Below are 18,689 nucleotides of genomic sequence, written 5' to 3'. Positions count from 1 at the left end.
TGAATGAGTGTTCTGTGCCAGAGCAGAAGCAGCCTATCAGGCGCGCGAAACTGACGACCGCGCCGATCCTGCTGTCAGCGCCGCTCGTCGTCTTCCTCACGGTTTTCTTTTTCGCTCCGCTTGCGGTCATGCTGAGCTATTCGGTTCGCAACAACGAAGTGCCCTCGGTGCTGCCGCATCTCAGCAAAGCGATAGCGACTTGGGACGGTCGCGGGCTTCCGCCAGACTCCGTGTTTTCGGCGCTGGCCCTCGACCTGAGGTCGAACAACGATTCCATGGCACTCGGGGAAGCAGCGCGGCGGTTGGATTTCGAGGTTCCCGGCTATCGTGCGCTGCTCTTCAAGACCGCGCGTCGATTGCAAGCTGAACAAACCAGCACCGCTCCGCAGGATGAACTGACCAGCATCGATGCCCGCTGGTCGAACCCTCGCTACTGGCTGGCGCTGAACCGGGCGACGGCTAGTCTCACGCCAGCGTTCTTTCTCGCCGCGTTCGACCTCAAGATGGACGATGCCGGGCGTATCGTCCGCGTCGAGGACGATCGACGCGTCTATCTCGATACGTTCTTGCGCACATTCCAGATCGCCGGCACCGTCACGCTGCTTTGCTCGGTCATTGGCTATCCAATTGCGTTTGCGATCACTGTCCTGCCCCGTCGACTTGCCGCGGCTTTGACGTTCAGCGTCATCCTACCCTTCTGGACATCGTTGCTGGTTCGCACCAGCGCCTGGATCGTGGTCCTGTCTAAGGATGGCGTGGTCAACAGCTTTCTCACCCGGCTGGGCATCGTCAGCGAACCGCTGCAGCTGATTTTCAACCGCACGGGCCTCTATATCGTGATGGTTCATATTCTGCTGCCCTTCATGGTTCTCCCGATCCGCAGCGTCATGAACGGTATTTCACCGAACTACATGAAAGCGTCGGCGTCCCTAGGAGCCCATCCTTGCCTCGGTTTCTTCAAGGTCTATCTGCCCCTGACTTTGCCGGGCGTGGGCGCTGGCTGCTTGATGACCTTTATCATCGCCATCGGTTACTACATTACTCCCGCGCTTGTTGGCGGAGCAGGCGACAATATGATCAGCTTCTTTATCGCCTTCCATACCAACAGCGTCATCAACTGGGGCATGGCCGCAGCCCTCGGCGTGGTTCTTCTTTCAGCTGTGTTGCTTATCTTCGGCACTTTCGGCCGGCTCCTTGGATTCTCGCGAATAGTGGCTTTGAAATGAGGACGCTCCCGTGAAAACCAATCGGGTCATAACAGCTTACTCCCTCATCATGATGTTGTTTCTGCTGGGGCCGCTGCTGGCGTTCCTGCCGATCTCGTTCAGCTCCGCGAGTTTCCTGTCCTACCCACTGCCGGGATACTCGTTGCAATGGTACGAAAAGGTTCTGCAGCCGACACCCTGGATGTTCGCTCTCAGGAACAGCCTGATCGTCGGCAGTCTCTCCACGGCGTTGGCAACGGTGCTGGGTACGGCTGCCGCCTTCGGCCTTACCCGCAACAACTTCCGTGGCTCGAGCCTCGTGCTGGCGCTGATTGTCTCACCAATGATCGTGCCGGTCGTTGTAACAGCGGTCGGCACATATTTCATGTTCGCGAAGTTCGGGCTGGTAGCCACCTTCTCAGGACTTGTCATCGCCCACACTGTGCTCGGGGTGCCTTTCGTCGTGATCACGGTCTCCTCGACCCTCCAGACCTTCGACAACAGGCTGCTGCAAGCAGCCGGCGGCCTTGGGGCATCGCCGATCCACGCGTTCTTCACGATCGTCCTGCCGATAATCGCAAACGGTGTCATCGCCGGAGCGATCTTCGCTTTCGTCACGTCTTTCGACGACGTCGTCGTGGCGATCTTTATCGGCGGACCGCAGCAGAAGACTTTGCCGCGCCAGATGTTCGAAGGCATCAAGGACAATATCGATCCCTCCATCCTTGCGATGTCGGCGATCCTGCTGCTGGTGACGATCTTGCTGATGGTCTTTCTGAGTCTGCTTCGCCGCCGCTGACGGATGTAGGGGAGGGGAGCCCCTTGTATTTCGTCGCCATTCTATAACCTATGGATTGACATTGCCGCTGGTCCTGGACTGTGCTCCCCAACCAGAAGCAATCAGGAATCGGAGTACCAATGTCCAAGGCTGCATCTATGATTGCCCTGTCGACTTCGCCCGTAACCCGTCTGGAGCAGGGCAGTCTTTCCGTGCGATGCTATGTGGCGCTACGGCAGTCCCTGATGGAAGGCCGATTCCGGCCGGGCGAGCGACTGGTCATGCAGGACCTGGCGGAGATGATGGGCGCCAGCGCCACTCCGGTCCGCGAGGCCTGCCTGCGGCTGGTCAGTGAACAGGCGCTTGAACTCAGGTCAGGGCGCTTCGTCACGGTTCCCGATCTGACAGTCACACGGCTTACCGAACTGATGACAATAAGGATTGCGCTGGAAGGCCTCGCAGCAGAACTGGCCGCGAGCCGTATCAGTCAGGAACGCATAGATGAGCTTCGCAAGATCAATGAGCAATATGTTTCTGCCGAGAAAGTGAAAAATACCGAGGCCGCGATCACGGCGAACAGGCAGTTTCATTTCGGAGCCTGTGAGGCGTCGGGGCTGCGCATGCTGTTTGCTCAGATCGAAACGCTGTGGGTATCGATGGGCCCGATCCACTCGATCTATTATGGCGGTATGCCCCTGATCCATTTTGGTGGCGAAGAACATATCAATGTCCTGCGGGCTTTTGCCGACCGCGACGGAACTGCGGCTCGCGAGGCGCTTCAGCGCGATATCAAATTGGGTGCGGAGAACATTCTCAGCTTCATCCAACGCAATGGCGCCTGACGTCGCCGATGCAATCTTCGGCCTTCAAAAATGGGCGCCTCGATCGGCGCCCATTTTTTGTTCAACGAAGCGCTTCGAAGATTTTCGTGGCGGAAATCCCATATTTGTCCATGAGATAGGCAGGAGAGCCGTATTCCACGAAGGCGTCGGGCAGGCCGATACGCTGCAGGTTCCTCACGATGCCGGCGTCGAACAAGCATTCGGCGACCTGCGTGGCGAGACCGCCCGCTTTCACGTGATTCTCCACCGTTGCCAGCCGACCGAAAGACTTGGCGAATTCGATCACAGCGGCATGATCGAATGGCTTCAGCGTCGGCACGTGCAGAACAGCGGCGGATTTGCCGGCCTCCCCCAGCCGGACAGCGGCTTCCAGTGCGTGCGCCGTTGAAATGCCGGTGCTGATGATGCCGATGTCTTCACCTGTCCTGACGATCTGCGCCTTTCCCGTCTTGAAGCTGTAATTTGCGGGTAGGGCTATCGGCACATTGCCGCGCTGCAGCCGGACGTAGACTGTGCCCGGCATTTCATAGGCAGCATGTACCACCTGCATGATTTCCGACGCGTCGCAAGGATCGATGACGGTCAGCCCGGGGATTGCTCGCATCAAGGCAGAATCCTCGATCGCCTGATGCGACGCGCCGTAGGATGTCGTCAGCCCAGGCAGCGCACCGAAGATCTTGACGTTGAGATCGCTGTGCGCGCAGGCGACCGCGATGAAGTCGTAAGCACGTCGTGTGGCGAAGACCCCATAGGTGGTGACGAAAGGCGTCTTGCCAGTCTTGGCCATTCCGGCTGCTACAGCGATCAGATTCTGTTCGGCCATTCCGACATTGAAATATCGGTCCGGAAAGGCCGCAGCGAAAGGCATGATATCGGTATATTTTCCAAGGTCGGCGGTCAGCCCGACGATGTCGTCGTGATCAGAGGCGAGTTTCACCAAGGCGGCGCCGAAGGGAGCCTGGATGCTGCGCTTGCCGCTGTCCGCACGAGCATTCCTGTCTGAATTAAGCATTTTGGTCCTCCAGTTCCCGGACCAGCAGATCCCATTCATTTTGTTCGACGCGGATGAAGTGCGCTTTTTCACGTGCCTCGAGCGTCGGGAGTCCCTTGCCGGGCTTCGTTCTCAGAATCACCGCCTTGGGAATCTGGTTCACGGTGCGAGCCCAACTCAGGGCGTCGATGATCTGGGCCATGTCGTTGCCGTCGATCTCAACGACGTCCCAGCCGAATGCCCGCCATTTCTGGGCAATTGGCTCGATATCCATCACGATCGCGCCGTCGGCCTGAATGCCGTTGCAGTCGACCAGGGCGACAAGATTGTCGAGCTTGAAGGCCGATCCGGACATGGCCGCTTCCCAGGTCGATCCTTCCTGGACCTCTCCGTCCGAGATCTCAACGAAGACGCGCGCCGATCGACCATCGAGCTTGTGGGCCAACGCGATGCCCACTGCAACGCCAAGACCTTGGCCCAGGGAACCGCCGGTCATAGCACGGCGTCGAAGGTCGTCATATCGATCTGACCGCCATCGGCGCCGTATGTGGGAAGGATGGCACGATCGATAAGGCCGATTTCAGCGAAAGCCGCCCAAAGCGCGATCGCATAATGGCCAGTCGAAACCAGGAACCTGTCACGATCCGGATCGGTCATGTCCTGTGGATCGTAACGGAGTTCATGAAAGTACATGGCGGCAAACAGTTCGGCGATGCCGAGCCCCTGGCCAAGATATCCCTGTCCCTTCCCACGCGCTTGAACAAGCATGTTCTTTTTGAGCTGAACCGCTCTCTGCTCCAACAGCGCGATAGCCGCGCCGTCAGGCGGTGTTCGATTTCCTGTCATTCGTCCCTCCGGGTTGCACAGGCGTTCTCGCATTCTATAAGATATAAATCAACTCTTGCATCTTATGGATTGTTGACTAAAGTTTGCTGGACGGAGGGGGCTATGGGTTGGGCAGCGGAGAGGCTCATTCTCAACCTGGAAAGTTAGCTGCTTGGTCGGCTACCAGGAATTCGGCGTTCTACTGCTAGGTCCGCCTGCCTCGCGCCGTCTCGTTGCGAGGCCGGCTAGACAGTTGAAGTGCCCATCCGTCAAGTTGGAGACTCGAAAGTAGCGGTGTGCTAGCTGAAAGCCGCGCCGTGAACTGGTAGCGCCACAGCTTTCTTACTCCGCGGTGCCATTTGTCTGCGCCGGTTTGTGTGCGGCTGCGACGGCGATTTTCAGCGCCGGCGGGATCTCCGGCGGCGGCGCATTCCCCGTGCGGGTTCTCCAGCCGTTGAACGCCGATAGTCGGGAACGGCAGCTCGATGCTCTCGGCAAGGCCCCCAGTCGGCGGCAGTCCTGCCGTCAATGGGCTCACCGAGCATGGCATGGTTCATTGCCTTGCGGAGGCTAGTCCTCGTCGTGGTCCTTAGGTTCGCCAGACCATACGAGATCATACGAAGGAAACGGGTTGGCGAACCAGCCGCTAACGTATTGATTTCCTGTAGGAAATGATGACCCTCCGGGCCCACCATTCAGTCTGCGAGTTCTGGCGCGTTTTCGACCATCTCAGAATAGTGTCGACATTTCCGTAGGTTACCGGCGCACTTGCGGCAACGCTTGGCTGAGACAACCCCGTCTGGGCCTAGAATGGCTCGATTTCGGACCTTCGTCTCTGCAGCCCCATTTGCGTAGCCAACTGTTTGGAAAAGCGATGCTCGGGCGATGGTCGGAATCAGAAGCCGAGGAGGGCAGATTGATCGGACCATGCGAGGGGAAGGCGGGACAGGCGCGACAGCCCATGGGCTGTGAGTTCGACTGGCTGGATGCCGGCGATAATCTTCGACACGATCTTCGGCGAGAGAAACGCCAGCGGCAGCAGCCTGCTCACCTCAGAGACGGTGGTCGCGTTCAAGCTGGCGATCTCCGTCAGGCTTCGACCCGAGCCATCGGTGAGTTGATGGAGATAAAGCTGAGAGCGATAGACCACGTCGATCAACGCTGCATCCGGCTCCGAGCCGTTGGACGAGGGATCGGTTAGTACGATGCGCATCTCGACGCCGCGTCGCTTGATTTCAAATGGGCATGTGATCGACAGCGTTTCAGCGCCGCCGTCGGATGGCAAAGCCCTATCGAGCAGATGTTCGGATAGTCCCCGGCAATCAATGTCGACGGTCAATGCCTTCTGACCAAGTGCGATGCGGCGAGCGAGTTTCTGAAAAAGCGATCGCTTAGCGTCGGCAGTCTCGAAGCTCCAGGCAGTCCTGACTTCAGCCGCGCGGCTCATCGCGTATTGAATCTCGCCGGGACCTCCCCAACGCCGAATCAAATCAGCGATTTGGCTGTGATCGCTGAGAATACGATTCAGCTGAAGCTCAACGACTGATTCAACTGCATCGGCAGGAAGACGCCATCCGTCGGAGCTGCGGCGCCGCTGATCAACAAACTGTTTTGAGACATAATAGCGATAGCGAACGCCTCGCTTGTTGGCATGCACCGATCGAAGGTTCTCGCCATGTTCGTCAAAGAGAAGTCCGGTGAGAAGGTGCGGCTGAGTGACGTTCGATTTGCTCCTCCGGCGTGGTGCTTGAGACGCCAGGAGCGCCAGCGCCTCTTTGAACACCGGGCCTGCGATGATCGGCTCGTGCTCGCCGTCGTGGACCTGATCCTTGTGCTTGATCTTGCCTATGTAGATGGGATTCGAGAGCAGGTGATAAAGATTGCCGCGGCCGAACGGCATCGTCACAGCAAGGGTCCCATCCTGGCGCTCGCGGGTGCGCGTCGTGAGACTGTCCCGCGCCGCTTCGTCAGCAAGGTCGCGCACTGACTTCAGCACAAGGTAGCGCTTGAAGAGAAGCCGAACGATCTTCGCCTCGCCGTCGTCGATGACTAGCTTGCGATGCTCCACGCGATAGCCGAGCGGCACGACACCGCCCATCCACATGCCCTTCTTCTTCGATGCCGCGATTTTGTCGCGGATGCGCTCGGCTGTGACCTCGCGCTCGAACTGCGCAAAGGACAGAAGCACGTTTAGCGTCAGCCTGCCCATCGATGTGGTGGTGTTGAACTGCTGGGTCACAGAGACGAATGACGCCGAGCTGGCATCGAAGATCTCGACGATCTTCGAAAAGTCCATCAGCGAGCGGGTGAGGCGGTCGATCTTATAGACGACCACTACATCAATCTTTTTGTCGCGAATGTCTTGAAGCAGCCGCTGCAGAGCGGGGCGCTCCATCGTTCCACCTGAGATGCCACCATCGTCATAACGATCAGGGACGAGCTTCCAGCCAAGGCCGACCTGTGAGGCAATGAACGCCACACAGGCCTCGCGCTGGGCGTCGAGCGAGTTGAATTCCTGATCGAGGCCTTCCTCGCTCGATTTACGAGTGTAGACCGCGCAGCGCAGGCGACGTGTCGCGTTGCTGCTCATAAGCCAAAGAACCTCGGACCGGACCAATGTGCGCCGGTGATCTTGCGCGCGATCGACGATAGCGAGGGATAAACCTTGGCCTCAAAGACGAAGCCATCCTCGAGCACGTCGACGATGTGGGTCTTGCCGTTCCAGTCACGGACCAACCGTGCGCCTGGCAAAACTAGTTTGCGCTTTGGAGCGGCAGTCACCTTGATGTCGTCAGTGCCAACGCTAGGTTGCCTGTCACGGTCGGCGACCTTCTTCTCGACCCGGTCTATGGCGGACCTGAGCATGCGACGCGTCTCGGTGGAAAATCCACCGAGACGTTTTGCCTGAAGATGCCAGGCTGCTGCCCTGATCAGAAGCTCACGCCTGACACCTTTCGGTGGCGAGCATCTGTAGATCTTCTCCCATTGGGCTGCGAGATCCTCGCGGGAGAGGTCGCCTAAGGCGGCGACCGCTGCTTCGATGTCGAGCTTAGCGCGCATGAGGCTTAGGCGCCCTCGCGCCGTCATCGATGCGGTAGCGGCGGACGCCATCCTTGCCGACATCGCTGACCAGGTTGAGGCCAAGCTTCTTCTTGACCACCGCCGACAAGAAGCCCCGTACCGAGTGTGCCTGCCAGCCTGTGACCTCCTTCAGCATCTCGATGGTGGCGCCTTTGGCCAGGCGAAGTTTCTACAGCACTAGGTCCGATTTGCTCTGCTTGCTCTCGTTGCGGGCCGCAGCCTTCGGTGGCTTTGCCGGTCCCGCCTCCGCACCAGCGTCAACGTCACGAGCTCTCTTCTTGGGCGACTTCGCCTTCTTCGCCCGCTTGGGCGGGGTCTCGAGCGCGTCCCAAATGTGCTCACGCGGCTCCGGCGGGATCTGAAGCTTGTCGTTGTCGGATTCCGTGCTTTGATCGGTGCCGAGTGTTGCCATGATCGTTCTCCTTCAGTGTCAGTGCCGGCCAATCCGGCGCCTGTACTGACTTGAGCCCGGCTGGCGGGCTGGAGAGAGACCTTGGTTTTGGTGGCGATGGATACCGCCTCTTCGTTCCCCACACCAATGCTTGCGCGCGCAAGGAAGTCCAGCCGAATGTGCCTTGACGGCTAGCTATTTGCGAAATGGCAGGTAAGAAGCAGTTGGGCTTCGATTGTTTCAAAACTGAGGAATTTTACACGATGTCGGACGAACACGATCACGCTCACGCTGCTCTGATCGAACTGACCGCAGATATTGTGTCTGCGTATGTCAGCAAGAATGCCGTTCCGGTGGCGGGACTGCCAGAGTTGATCGAGAGTGTGAACGCGTCGCTGTCAAAGATTGGGCAGCCGTTCGAAGAGCCGAAGCCTGCACTGACGCCCGCCGTGAATCCGAAGAGGTCGGTGACGCCGGACTACATGGTCTGCCTTGAGGACGGAAAGAAGTTCAAGTCGCTCAAGCGCCACCTGAGCACGCACTACGGTCTAACGCCCGACGAATACCGCACCAAATGGGGCTTGCCCGTCGACTACCCGATGGTTGCGCCGAACTATGCTGCAACCCGCTCACAGCTGGCTAAGGCTAGCGGACTAGGGCGCAAGGCGTCGACCAGCGCCGTGAAAAAGCGTTCATCTGGGCCAAAGGCCAAGTAACGGGAAAGCCTAAGGGCGACGCCGCTTTGGGGCCGAGAACAGACCGGCAGCTTCGGTCTACGACACTTCACGAGCGGACAGTTAGATTGGGCGTGCGCACGTCGCGGTGTGACCGTTGCTGACCATCGTAGGCGCTTTGCGTCCAAAGCAATTCGGCGAGTGACGCGTGGCGAGCCTATCGCCCGCGTACTCCGCCAGTGGGCCCGAAGAACGGCCTGATTGACGAATTCCCCCGGCGGCTCCAGATTGGGATACAAGGTGTGCCGCTGGGACGCACGATAGCGGCGTGGGCGGGATATATGAGCGAAGCGAGCGACGGCAAGCGGCCCCATCGTCCCTGGCATGGTCTTGCCGCCCGGGCGATGATAGGTCTTGTCGCTCTCGCTCTAATGGTCGGTGCGATCAGCGTCATCGCTGTCCAATCCTTCAACGAATTGCGGCAAAGCTTCGACTCGGTGGCCGACGTCCAAGTCGAGGCCATCCAGACCGCCGCCGAGCTGCGGCAGCGCGCCCAAGCAATCACACGCCTGGCGCCATCGCTGTACGCAAAAGGGCTGGAGCAGGATGCCTTGCTCAACTTCTCGCTCCTCAGTTTCAAGGAGCAGTCAAAACTTCAGGAGCTGACCGGCAAACTCAAGTCGCAGACAAGCAAGGACCTCTCGGAGATTGAAGAGACGACGGCGGAACTGTTCCGGAATCTCGATACGCTTGCCACCACACTCTACGACCGTGCTGCAACCGAAGATGCGTTGGAGGGGTTGCTCCAGCGTATCTTTCGCATCGCCGTATCTGGAAAGGCCGACGGCGTCCTAGCCCTGCATGGTGCCCTCACGAATGAGGTGACTGCGACGGCCCTTGGGCTTGCTACGGCGGGCAAACCTGAAGAGCTGCAGACTATGGCGAATGAACTGCGGCCAAGGATTTCCTTGCTGGCTACGGCAGACCCCAATTTGGCAAGGCAGTTTGAAGAGGCCTTGCTGGGCCCCCGGGGCGTCGTGGAACTGAAGGGCAGACTATTCCGCTTGTTCGATGATATTCGCGGCCAGTTGGCTGACAACGAGCTTTTCTCCGGCAAGCTGGTTGCGGCCGCCGACGTCATTTCTCAAGAGATTGCTCAAGATGTTGACCATCAACGCAGCGCACTTGACGGCCGGCTGACGGCGCGTGCCCGGGTCCTCTCGTTGATTGCCGTCCTGGCGGTGGTTGGAGCCATACTCATTGCTGGTTACTTGCAGGCGTCGGTCGTCGGCCGCATTCGCAAGTTGAGCCTCGCCATGCTGGAAACGAGCCCTCCTGCGAAATTGGAGACGCTAACAAAAGGCAACGACGAGATATCGGATCTAGCTCGGGCCTTTGTCTATTATGCGCAGGAAATCAATCGGCGCGTGAAGGAGCTCGCTATTCTCAATTCCGTCGGCGAGGCGATGGCGAAGACGCTCAATGTGAAGACAGTAACCCGCATTGTGGGAGACAAGCTGCGCGAAATATTCAGCGTTGAAGTCGCAGAAATCCTTTTACACGATGACAAGTCCGATCTGATCACCGTCCCCTATGCTTATTACAATGGGTATCGACAGCCTGAGCCATTTGCGATGGGCGAGGGTCTGACCTCGAAAATCATCCTGTCCGGCGAACCGCTCGTTATCGGCTCAAACGATCGCGCCGATGAGTTGGGCGCTCTTGCGCCGACGGAAGAGGACGAAACGGAATCCTATCTGGGCGTTCCGATCATCGCAGCCGACAAGACTCTGGGCGTCGTCAGCGTGCAAAGTTACGAGAAGAACGCCTTCAATGAAGCTCAAATGCATTTGTTGCAGGGGCTCTCAACCAGCATGGGCGTTGCGATTGCCAACGCGCGCCTTTTCGATGAGACCCAACGCCTTCTCAAGGAGACAGAGGATCGGGCCGCGGAACTGGCTATTCTAAATAGCGTAAGTGAATCGATGGCGAAATCGTTGAATCTTGAGACTATCGTTCGCCTCGTGGGAGACAAGGTTCGTGAAATCTTCGGAACTGAGGTGGCAGAAATACTATTGCATGATGATGCGTCGAACCTAATACGTGTTCCATTCGCATACTATAGAGATAAATATGTGTCTATTGAGCCATTTCCGATGGGCATAGGAGTAACTTCTAAGGTAATAATAACAGGCAAACCCTTGGTTTTTCGTACCTCAGCGGAGGGAAGGGAGTTAGGCGCATATTTCCCAAAAGAAGAAGACAGAACTGCCTCTTATATTGGCGTGCCAATCAGCGCCGGTAACAAGACTATAGGCGTCCTCAGCGTACAGAGTTATCAGGCCAGCGCCTTCAATAATGGTCATTTGCGCCTGTTGCAGACGCTGGCGTCCAATATGGGCGTAGCCATCGCCAATGCCCGCCTGTTCGACGAAACTCAGCGCTTGCTCAAGGAAACCGAGGATCGGGCAGCCGAGCTGGGTGCGATCAGCAAGGTCAGCGAGGCGCTCATCGCGGAAGCCGAATTCGATAGCACCATCCGGCTGATCGGCAACCAGATGCGCGATATTTTTCAGGCCGACATCGTGTATGTGGCGCTGCTCGACCCGAAAACCAACCTCATTCATTTTCCTTACCAATTCGGCGAGTCTTTCACCACTCTCACCCTCGGCGAAGGTCTGACAAGCAAGATCATCGAGACCGGCGAGCCGCTGCTCATCAACCAGGACGTAAACGAGCGCAGCGTCGAAATCGGAGCGACTCCCGTCGGCAGGGATGCCCTTTCCTATCTGGGCGTTCCGATCAAGACAGGGCTTGGCACCATGGGTGTGATCAGCGTGCAAAGCACAGCGCGGGAGGGCATGTTCAACGACAACTCGCTTCGCTTGCTTTCGACTATCGCCGCCAATGCAGGTGCTGCGCTTCACAACGCACAGCTGTTCACCGAGCTCAAGCAGCTGTCGCTAGCGCTACAGCAGGCCAAGGAAGCCGCCGAGGCCGCCAATGAGGCCAAGAGCACCTTCCTAGCTACCATGAGCCACGAAATCCGCACGCCCATGAACGGCGTTATCGGCATGAGCAACTTGCTGCTCTCCACCAAGCTCGACCAGGAGCAACGGGAAATCGGCGAGACGATCAACAGCAGCGCAGAGGCACTTCTGACGATCATCAATGACATACTGGACTTCTCAAAGGTTGAAGCCGGCAAGCTGGAGCTTGATCCCAAGCCGTTTGAACTGCGCGAATGCCTTGAGAGTGCGATTGACCTGATCGCCCCAAAAACAGCGGAGAAGGGGCTGGACTTGGGGTATGTGGTGGAACCCGGAACCCCCGAAGGAATTGTCGCGGACAATACCAGGTTGCGGCAAGTTCTAATCAATCTCCTCAACAATGCCGTCAAGTTCACCGACCGGGGAGAAATTGTACTTTCAGCAATGAAGGTTTCACTCGGAGCCGCAGAGACGGGTGGGTCACAAAGCCAAGATCAGGCGGCCCCGTGCATGTTGCAGTTCGCGGTGCGGGACACGGGGATCGGCATACCCAAGGATCGAATGGACCGCTTGTTCAAGTCGTTCAGCCAGGTCGATGCATCGACGACCCGGCGCTACGGCGGGACCGGACTTGGCCTCGCGATCAGCAAGCACCTCGTAGAACTCATGGGAGGCGAGGTGTGGGTGGAAAGCGTCGAGGGCACGGGCACAACCTTCTTCTTCACGATCCGCGCTCCAACTGCCCCGGCTCCCAAACGGGCTCAGATGTCGCTGGCCAAGGTTGAACTGACCGGCCGGAGACTGCTGTTTGTCGACGATAATGCAACGAACCGCCGCATAATGTCCCTGCAGGCGCAGGCCTGGGGCATGATTCCGTATGCAACCGGGTCCCCTTCTGACGCCATTCGCATGATTGCAGACGGCGAAACCTTTGATGTCATCGTGCTCGATATGAACATGCCCGATATGGACGGCATTGAACTGGCGAGGGGAATACGCGCACTCGGTGACAAAGGCAGCATTCCGCTGGTGTTGCTGAGCTCAATGGTACCCATCTCCGAACAGAAGAAGATGGAGATGGAAGGAGTCAACTTCGCGGCGGTGCTTTCCAAGCCGATCAAGCCATCGCCTCTTCTTAATGCTTTCATGGCGGTCTTTGCCGGGGCTCCCACGCGCTTCGCCAAACCCGATCAGCCGAAGAGTCCTGTTCTTGATAGCGCGATGGCAGCCAAGTTTCCGCTTCGCATCCTGCTGGTTGATGACAACGCCACCAATCGAAAGCTGGGCTTCAAGGTGCTCGAGCGACTAGGTTACAGGGCGGAGCTGGCGGGAGACGGACAGTCGGCAATTTCCTCATATGCCGAAGGGCGGCATGACATCATTCTGATGGACATCGAGATGCCGGATATGGATGGCGTCAAGGCGACAAGGCTGATCCGTGCATCCGGTTCCCGCGAGCAACGCCAACCTTACATCGTAGCTCTCACTGCCAATGCGATGGCGGGCGACCGCGAGCGATATCTGGATGCAGGGATGGATGATTACCTCAGCAAGCCATTGCGCGTCGAGGAGCTCGTGGCATCACTCAAAAGAGCGGTATTGGTCAGCGGACAACGCTCCAACAACTTGTCTAATGGACCTGGCGAAACCGGGTGAATCCCCGGAAGACCAATCAAAAAGGAACGAGATCGTGTCGATGCTGTCGCGGATGTCAATTGCAACGGTTTCGTTGCTTCTCTTATGTGCATTGTCAATGCCCGGCTCTGCCGGCCCCGTCCTCGATCGAGTCAGGCAAAAAGCGGTTCTGGTGGTAGCGGTAGATCCGGCGTGGCCACCCTTCTCCTGGCGCAAGGACGACGGCAGCTTCGATGGATTTGATGTCGACGTCCTGACGGGAGTTGCACGGCGGCTTGGCGTCGAAGTCCGTTTTGAGGTGGCGGAATTTTCCGCCGTTATATCTGGAAGGTGGCAGGGCGCATGGGACGTCTCTCCGAGCGTAACCCCAACGAAACAGCGCGCGGAAAAACTGGACTTTCCTGCCGTTTATGCCTTCGGCCTTGGTTCGCTGGCGGTACATCGTGACAACACGACAATTCGAACGCCTGCCGACGCGAGCGGGAAGAGAATCGGAGCGGTGAGGTCCTCCGAATATGAAAAATATCTGACCCGCGAGCCATTCGATATTCTTGATATTCCGCCGATCAAATATCAGATTGACCGGCCTGTCGTCGTGCCGTTCGAGACAAGCGAAGGTGGCTACGAGTCGCTCGCAAAGGGCAATGGTGTAGAACTGGATGGCATTGTGGACTCGCTGTCCACACTCATGAGTGAGATCGGAAGGGGTCGTCCGATCAAGATTATCGGTCAGCCGCTGCTCTATACGCCGACCGCAATCGCCATTGAGAAGGGCGATCCAGAGTTCGCTGCCGAACTGAAGGGAGCCATCGATCGACTTCGGGAGGATGGAATGCTTAAGTTCATTTCTCTGAAGTGGTTCGGAATTGACACGACGGCGCGATGAGCCGCGCTCATCAGCGCCGCCGCCGGCGATTGCTCGTCAGACATTCTCGACATTTGCTCAAGAGGCCGAGGGCCGTGTTGGCCTGCCCCGTGGATGCTCGACATGCGTGCCGAGCGAATATGCGCTATCGCTAAATTACGGCCGATGCGATACGATTGCTAGAGGATTCCAAAAGGTGATTGCCTTGACCGGGGCGGTAGCCGAGGCCGACCTACCTCGCAGACCCGGTGCATAAATACTCCAGGGGGGTGAACCCAGTGACACGGTTTCTCGTTGCAGTCGCCATTGCTTGGGCGGTTTTGTCGGTTCCACTCGCAGGGTTCAGCGTGGCGGGTGAGGCACTCGACCGCATCCGAGCAACGGGGATTCTCCGCGCTCCGTTTCCAGACATCTGGCCTCCGGCCGTCATCCAGCAGCCAAATGGTGAAATCGACGGGTATGATGTGGAGGTATTGCGAGAGATCGGCCGCCGCATAGGTGCCAAAGTCGAATACGTCAAAAACTCTGACGGCTCCGTCATCACGTGGAAGGAGCAAACCTCTGGCCAGTGGCAGGGCAAGTACGACATAGTCGTAGGTGGCATGTCGCCTACTGCAGAGCGAGCCGAACATCTCTCGTTTCCTGCCATTTACCGGTATGGAATGGGTGTCCTTGCTGTCAATCAGAGCAACAGCCAAATCAAGACCCCGGCCGATGCCAGTGGAAAGCGGATTGGCGTGCTGAAGGCTTCGGTTCACGAAAAGTACTTGGAGAGAGAAGACTTCGGTATTCTTGGAATGCCGCCGATCACGTACCCAATAGGCGATCCTGTAATCGTCGAGTTTGATCACGAGGAAGGCGCGTATGACGCTGTCTCGGACGGGAAGATAGATGGTACGATAAACACCCTTCCAGTTATTCTGAGTTAATCAAGCAGGGAAGGCCCATAAAAATTGTCGGCCAACCGTTGTATAGAGCACCCTCATGTATCGCCATTGTGCCGGGCGACGAGGAATTTGGCACGCTGGTGAAGAAGACTATCGATGAAATGCGCTCCGACGGTACTCTGATGGAACTTTCACTGAAGTGGTATCAATACGATATGATAACTCCCTGAACGGCTAGGGTTTGCCGAATACTTCTACGATGGAGGTGAGAATGCATCCTGTGAAGCGCCTTCTTATTGCCATCGCAATTGCCTGGGCGGCCTTATCGGTTCCACTTGCGGACCACAGCCTGGCAGGTGAGGTGCTCGACCACATCCGGTCGACCGGAACCCTGCGTTCTCCAGCCCCGGACATCTGGCCGCCACAGGTCATCAAGAACGAGAAGGGCGAATATGACGGGTTCGACGTCGAGGTATTGCGTGAGGTCGCACGGCGGATGGGAGTCAAGGTCGAATACGTGACCAACCCGGATGGTTCCATCATAACGTGGGATGAACAGGTCTCGGGGAATTGGCAGGGGAAATACGACATTGTCGTTGGCGGGATGACACCGACCAAGAAACGCGCCGAGCACATCGCTTTCCCGGCAACATATCATTATGGCATCGGCGTGCTGGCCGTTCATCGGGATAATACGACGATCCGTACGCCGGCCGATGCAAGCCGCAAGCGGATAGGGGCGCTGGCCGGTTCGCAATACGAGAACTACCTGAAGAAGGTGCCGCCTGGGATCGTTGGAGTCCCTGATTTCATCTACAAAATCGACGATCCGGTGACCGTTTCATATGAACATGAAGAGGACGTGTACGCCGCCTTGGAGAAGGGCGACGGAGCCGAGATCGACGGGTTGGTCAATCTCCTCCCGGCAGTCATGGCGCTTATCAAGGAGGGCAAGCCGTTCAAGATAGTCGGCCAGCCGCTCTATCGCGTGCCCCATGGCGTGGCGATCTTGCCGGGCGACAATGAGTTCGCGGCACTCATCAAGAAGACCGTTGACGAAATGCATGCCGATGGAACCCTGAAAACAATCTCCATGAAGTGGTACGATTTCGATCTCACTTCCCACGAATAGTGGAGTTGGGGTGATTGCGAGGCAGTACGGGCCCGTTGACAATCGGGCGAGGGTCATACCAGACTCACCCCGCAAGCGCCCGCATGAACTTTACAAGTGGCGCTGCGCTTCGGGGATGTTTTGGCAATCGACAGGCGAGCACTGGACAAGCTGCGGGAACTCGTCGGTGGCGAAGAATCCGACGTGGTCGAACTCGTCAGTTCGTTCCTCGACGAGGGACCGTCGATCATGGAGACCCTGGCAAAATCCGGGTCGACCTCCGATTTGCCCGCGACGCGCCGGGCCGCGCACTCCATGAAATCCAATGCAAGAGACATGGGAGCAACCGAGCTAGCCGAAGTCTGCGCCGGTATCGAAGCCCGATGCGCGAAGGGTGAGCCGCCCGACGTGGTAGATATCGAGAACGCGAGACGCGCTTTCAACTCGGCGGTGGCGGAGCTTCAAGACATTTTTCACCTTGGGGATAGTTATGAGCAGCTTCGGTAGGATTCTCGTTGTCGACGACTCCGCGATGGTGAGGATCAAGCTGAAGAAAGCGGTCGAGACCCTCGGTCACGAAGCGGTGGCAGTGGAGAGCGGTGCGGCCGCTCTCGATCAGACCGCTGGCGCTCCGTTCGACCTCGTACTGCTTGATATCATGATGCCGGAAATGGACGGCTTCGAGGTGCTCAAAAGGCTGAAGTCGTCAGCCAAGACACGGGACCTGCCGGTCATCGTCATTTCCGCGCTCGACGAGGAGATGAACAGCGTCGTCCATGCCATCGAGCTCGGCGCCGAGGACTTCTTGCCCAAGGACTTCGAACTCGCCCTTCTCAAGGCGCGGGTTGCTACCTGCATCGAAAAGAAGAGGCTTCGCGACATCGAGAAGGAGTATCTGCGCCAAGTCACCAAGTTGACAAGGGCGGCTGCGACCCTGGAGTCAGGGCGGTTCAACCCCTCAAAGCTGGGCATCCAGGACGTGGCAAGCCGGACGGATGGTCTGGGCAAGCTCGCCACTGTGTTTTCGACGATGGCCCAGAAGGTTTACGAGCGCGAACGCAAGTTGCGACAGAACATCCGCACCTTCCGTGGGGGCCTGCTGCTGTTGGCGTGCGGCGGCCTGTGGGGCCTAGTCGTGCCGCTCTCGAAGATGGCCTCGATCATTGAGGCGCATCCAGTGGGATTGGCCTTGCTCATCGATACTATCGGCGCTGCCGTCTGCATCGGCATCAGCGTGAACCGCAAGACCATGCCGAATTTGAAGGGCCTCACACGCACTGACTGGATCTTCATCCTGCTCCTCGCGCTTATCAGCTCCGTGATAAATCAGGTGCTGGTTTACTGGATGGCCAGCAGGCTTCCCGCCTTCATTGTCTCTATCGTCATTGTCCTTGAGGGTTTCGTCGTTTTTCTGTTCGCGGCGGTTATGCGGACCGAGGCGCCAAATGTTAAGCGTTTCCTCGGATTGGGCCTTGGCCTCGCCGGTATCGTCATCATTCTGATTTATGGTCAGCCGGCGGACATGACCGCCAGCTGGCTCTGGATTGCGATTGCGATGGTCATCCCCGTCACCTACGCGACCGAAGATATATTTTTGGCTGAGCGGAGGCCTGCTGCGATCGACAGCGTCGCTTTGTTCGGGATCACCCTTGTCGTTTCCGTGGCGCTGCTCATCCCGATTGCGGCCTATTACGATGATTTCATCCCGCTTGATCTGTTAACGGGACGCCTCGGCGTCATCGTGGTTCTGATGGCCGTGGCTGCCAATCTGGCAATGCTGCTCTTTATGGTCCTTATCTCGACAACAGGTGCAGTTTTCGCCAGCCAGAGCGCTTATGCCGTAACAGCGGCGGGCATCGGCTGGAGCATGCTGTTGCTCGGTGAAGCAATACCAATACTGACCTGGGCGTCCTTGGCGCTGATCATTGTCGGACTGATCATGGTGGAGCCGAAGCAGGAAGCCGAAGAAGAACCGCCGCTACTGGACGATACAATAGAGGATCTGGTCCCGCGCCTTGACCCACTACCGGCAGCCACGGAACAATCGCGGCCGATGCCGGTATAGTCCAGCGAGCGGCGCAGGGTGGCACCACGCCACCGAGATGTGTTCTCGCCTTTTCTCGAGAGCGGCTAAGGCGGCTTGCGACCATCACTGGGGCCAGCGAAAAGTCGGGAAGTGGCGCGACCGCGACCTCCAGGGTGGTCGCCGGCAGTGTCCGCTATAAGGCGGTGGCAAGCGTGACTTCAACGTCCCACATGGGGCGCGTTTCAGACATTCAGTCTGATGAGATTGAGCGAATGGCAGCTTTGCGCCCCGATTTCCGACGTTTAGGCCTTCCTGGTCGTTTCCCGAAAGCAGACGGTTTATTCATGCCGGGATGAACTCCGTTTTGAGCTAATTCGTTACACCTGAG

The 18,689-nt window shown here is 57.9% G+C and carries 17 protein-coding genes; 10 read left to right on the top strand and 7 right to left on the bottom strand.

Translation table 11 applies throughout. The annotated features are described in order from the left end of the window. Positions 1-14: 14 nt before the first annotated feature. The 3 genes from EJ072_RS09940 to EJ072_RS09930 all read left to right on the top strand — a co-directional run bounded on the left by EJ072_RS09940 (position 15) and on the right by EJ072_RS09930 (position 2,825). Positions 15-1,226 (top strand): ABC transporter permease, encoded by a 1,212-nt coding sequence (locus EJ072_RS09940; protein ID WP_210211642.1) that lies wholly within the window; start codon positions 15-17, stop codon positions 1,224-1,226. A gap of 10 nt (positions 1,227-1,236) precedes the next feature. Continuing rightward, positions 1,237-2,004, top strand: a complete 768-nt coding sequence (locus EJ072_RS09935) for an ABC transporter permease (RefSeq protein WP_245467267.1) — start codon at positions 1,237-1,239, stop codon at positions 2,002-2,004. Between the two features lie 119 nt (positions 2,005-2,123). Then, positions 2,124-2,825 carry a GntR family transcriptional regulator gene (locus EJ072_RS09930; protein ID WP_245467266.1) on the top strand — a complete coding sequence of 234 codons (702 nt, stop codon included), beginning with the start codon at positions 2,124-2,126 and terminating at the stop codon, positions 2,823-2,825. Positions 2,826-2,886: 61 nt separating this feature from the next. On the opposite strand, the gene EJ072_RS09925 is transcribed toward EJ072_RS09930, so the two are convergent. The 7 genes from EJ072_RS09925 to EJ072_RS09900 form a co-directional block, all read right to left on the bottom strand. Next, a complete protein-coding gene (locus tag EJ072_RS09925; RefSeq protein ID WP_245467265.1) occupies positions 2,887-3,909 on the bottom strand; it encodes a transketolase C-terminal domain-containing protein in 1,023 nt (340 codons plus the stop codon). After that, positions 3,830-4,312, bottom strand: a complete 483-nt coding sequence (locus EJ072_RS09920) for a hypothetical protein (protein WP_281061017.1) — start codon at positions 4,310-4,312, stop codon at positions 3,830-3,832. Before EJ072_RS09920 ends, EJ072_RS09925 begins: the two co-directional genes overlap by 80 nt. Continuing rightward, positions 4,309-4,662, bottom strand: coding sequence for a hypothetical protein (locus EJ072_RS37275; RefSeq protein WP_281061016.1), 354 nt, complete (start codon positions 4,660-4,662; stop codon positions 4,309-4,311). The genes EJ072_RS09920 and EJ072_RS37275 overlap by 4 nt, the downstream gene beginning before the upstream one ends. Positions 4,663-5,536: 874 nt before the next feature. Next, positions 5,537-7,231: a recombinase family protein gene (locus tag EJ072_RS09915; RefSeq protein ID WP_126079531.1), complete on the bottom strand. Its 1,695-nt coding sequence runs from the start codon at positions 7,229-7,231 to the stop codon at positions 5,537-5,539. Further along, the gene (locus EJ072_RS09910) at positions 7,228-7,701 is read right to left on the bottom strand and encodes a DUF2924 domain-containing protein (protein ID WP_126079530.1); all 474 of its coding nucleotides are present in this window, start codon (positions 7,699-7,701) and stop codon (positions 7,228-7,230) included. Before EJ072_RS09910 ends, EJ072_RS09915 begins: the two co-directional genes overlap by 4 nt. Continuing rightward, positions 7,691-7,882 (bottom strand): DUF3489 domain-containing protein, encoded by a 192-nt coding sequence (locus tag EJ072_RS09905; protein WP_281059396.1) that lies wholly within the window; start codon positions 7,880-7,882, stop codon positions 7,691-7,693. Before EJ072_RS09905 ends, EJ072_RS09910 begins: the two co-directional genes overlap by 11 nt. A 9-nt stretch (positions 7,883-7,891) precedes the next feature. Next, positions 7,892-8,134 (bottom strand): hypothetical protein, encoded by a 243-nt coding sequence (locus EJ072_RS09900; RefSeq protein WP_126079528.1) that lies wholly within the window; start codon positions 8,132-8,134, stop codon positions 7,892-7,894. Positions 8,135-8,376: 242 nt separating this feature from the next. On the opposite strand from EJ072_RS09900, the gene EJ072_RS09895 reads away from it, so the two are divergent. The 7 genes from EJ072_RS09895 to EJ072_RS09860 all read left to right on the top strand — a co-directional run bounded on the left by EJ072_RS09895 (position 8,377) and on the right by EJ072_RS09860 (position 18,340). Next, on the top strand, positions 8,377-8,829 hold the full coding sequence (locus tag EJ072_RS09895) for a MucR family transcriptional regulator (RefSeq protein ID WP_126083575.1): 453 nt from the start codon (positions 8,377-8,379) through the stop codon (positions 8,827-8,829). Positions 8,830-9,128: 299 nt separating this feature from the next. Continuing rightward, complete coding sequence (locus EJ072_RS09890) at positions 9,129-13,433, top strand: GAF domain-containing protein (protein ID WP_126079527.1); 4,305 nt, start codon at positions 9,129-9,131, stop codon at positions 13,431-13,433. A gap of 40 nt (positions 13,434-13,473) precedes the next feature. Next, positions 13,474-14,298: a transporter substrate-binding domain-containing protein gene (locus EJ072_RS09885; RefSeq protein WP_245467352.1), complete on the top strand. Its 825-nt coding sequence runs from the start codon at positions 13,474-13,476 to the stop codon at positions 14,296-14,298. A gap of 257 nt (positions 14,299-14,555) precedes the next feature. Next, complete coding sequence (locus EJ072_RS09880) at positions 14,556-15,206, top strand: transporter substrate-binding domain-containing protein (protein WP_189343277.1); 651 nt, start codon at positions 14,556-14,558, stop codon at positions 15,204-15,206. Between the two features lie 229 nt (positions 15,207-15,435). Next, positions 15,436-16,296, top strand: a complete 861-nt coding sequence (locus EJ072_RS09870) for a transporter substrate-binding domain-containing protein (RefSeq protein ID WP_189343275.1) — start codon at positions 15,436-15,438, stop codon at positions 16,294-16,296. 96 nt (positions 16,297-16,392) lie between these two features. After that, positions 16,393-16,782, top strand: a complete 390-nt coding sequence (locus EJ072_RS09865; RefSeq protein WP_126079523.1) for an Hpt domain-containing protein — start codon at positions 16,393-16,395, stop codon at positions 16,780-16,782. Next, entirely contained in the window at positions 16,766-18,340 is a 1,575-nt protein-coding gene (locus EJ072_RS09860; protein WP_126079522.1) for a response regulator, read from the top strand. The genes EJ072_RS09865 and EJ072_RS09860 overlap by 17 nt, the downstream gene beginning before the upstream one ends. Positions 18,341-18,689: the final 349 nt, after the last annotated feature.

Source organism: Mesorhizobium sp. M2A.F.Ca.ET.046.03.2.1 (assembly GCF_003952425.1).
Taxonomy (GTDB): Bacteria; Pseudomonadota; Alphaproteobacteria; order Rhizobiales; family Rhizobiaceae; genus Mesorhizobium.
Note: the sequence above shows the minus strand (reverse complement) of the source record. Positions and strands in the feature narration are given on the sequence as shown.

Excerpts from the sequence above, each read along its gene's own strand:
- EJ072_RS09930 (WP_245467266.1), top strand. The coding sequence starts at position 2,124 with ATGTCCAAGGCTGCATCTATGATTGCCCTGTCGACTTCGCCCGTAACC.
- EJ072_RS09920 (WP_281061017.1), bottom strand. The coding sequence starts at position 4,312 with ATGACCGGCGGTTCCCTGGGCCAAGGTCTTGGCGTTGCAGTGGGCATC.
- EJ072_RS37275 (WP_281061016.1), bottom strand. The coding sequence starts at position 4,662 with ATGACAGGAAATCGAACACCGCCTGACGGCGCGGCTATCGCGCTGTTG.
- EJ072_RS09915 (WP_126079531.1), bottom strand. The coding sequence starts at position 7,231 with ATGAGCAGCAACGCGACACGTCGCCTGCGCTGCGCGGTCTACACTCGT.
- EJ072_RS09910 (WP_126079530.1), bottom strand. The coding sequence starts at position 7,701 with ATGCGCGCTAAGCTCGACATCGAAGCAGCGGTCGCCGCCTTAGGCGAC.
- EJ072_RS09900 (WP_126079528.1), bottom strand. The coding sequence starts at position 8,134 with ATGGCAACACTCGGCACCGATCAAAGCACGGAATCCGACAACGACAAG.
- EJ072_RS09895 (WP_126083575.1), top strand. The coding sequence starts at position 8,377 with ATGTCGGACGAACACGATCACGCTCACGCTGCTCTGATCGAACTGACC.
- EJ072_RS09890 (WP_126079527.1), top strand. The coding sequence starts at position 9,129 with ATGAGCGAAGCGAGCGACGGCAAGCGGCCCCATCGTCCCTGGCATGGT.
- EJ072_RS09885 (WP_245467352.1), top strand. The coding sequence starts at position 13,474 with ATGCTGTCGCGGATGTCAATTGCAACGGTTTCGTTGCTTCTCTTATGT.
- EJ072_RS09870 (WP_189343275.1), top strand. The coding sequence starts at position 15,436 with ATGCATCCTGTGAAGCGCCTTCTTATTGCCATCGCAATTGCCTGGGCG.
- EJ072_RS09860 (WP_126079522.1), top strand. The coding sequence starts at position 16,766 with ATGAGCAGCTTCGGTAGGATTCTCGTTGTCGACGACTCCGCGATGGTG.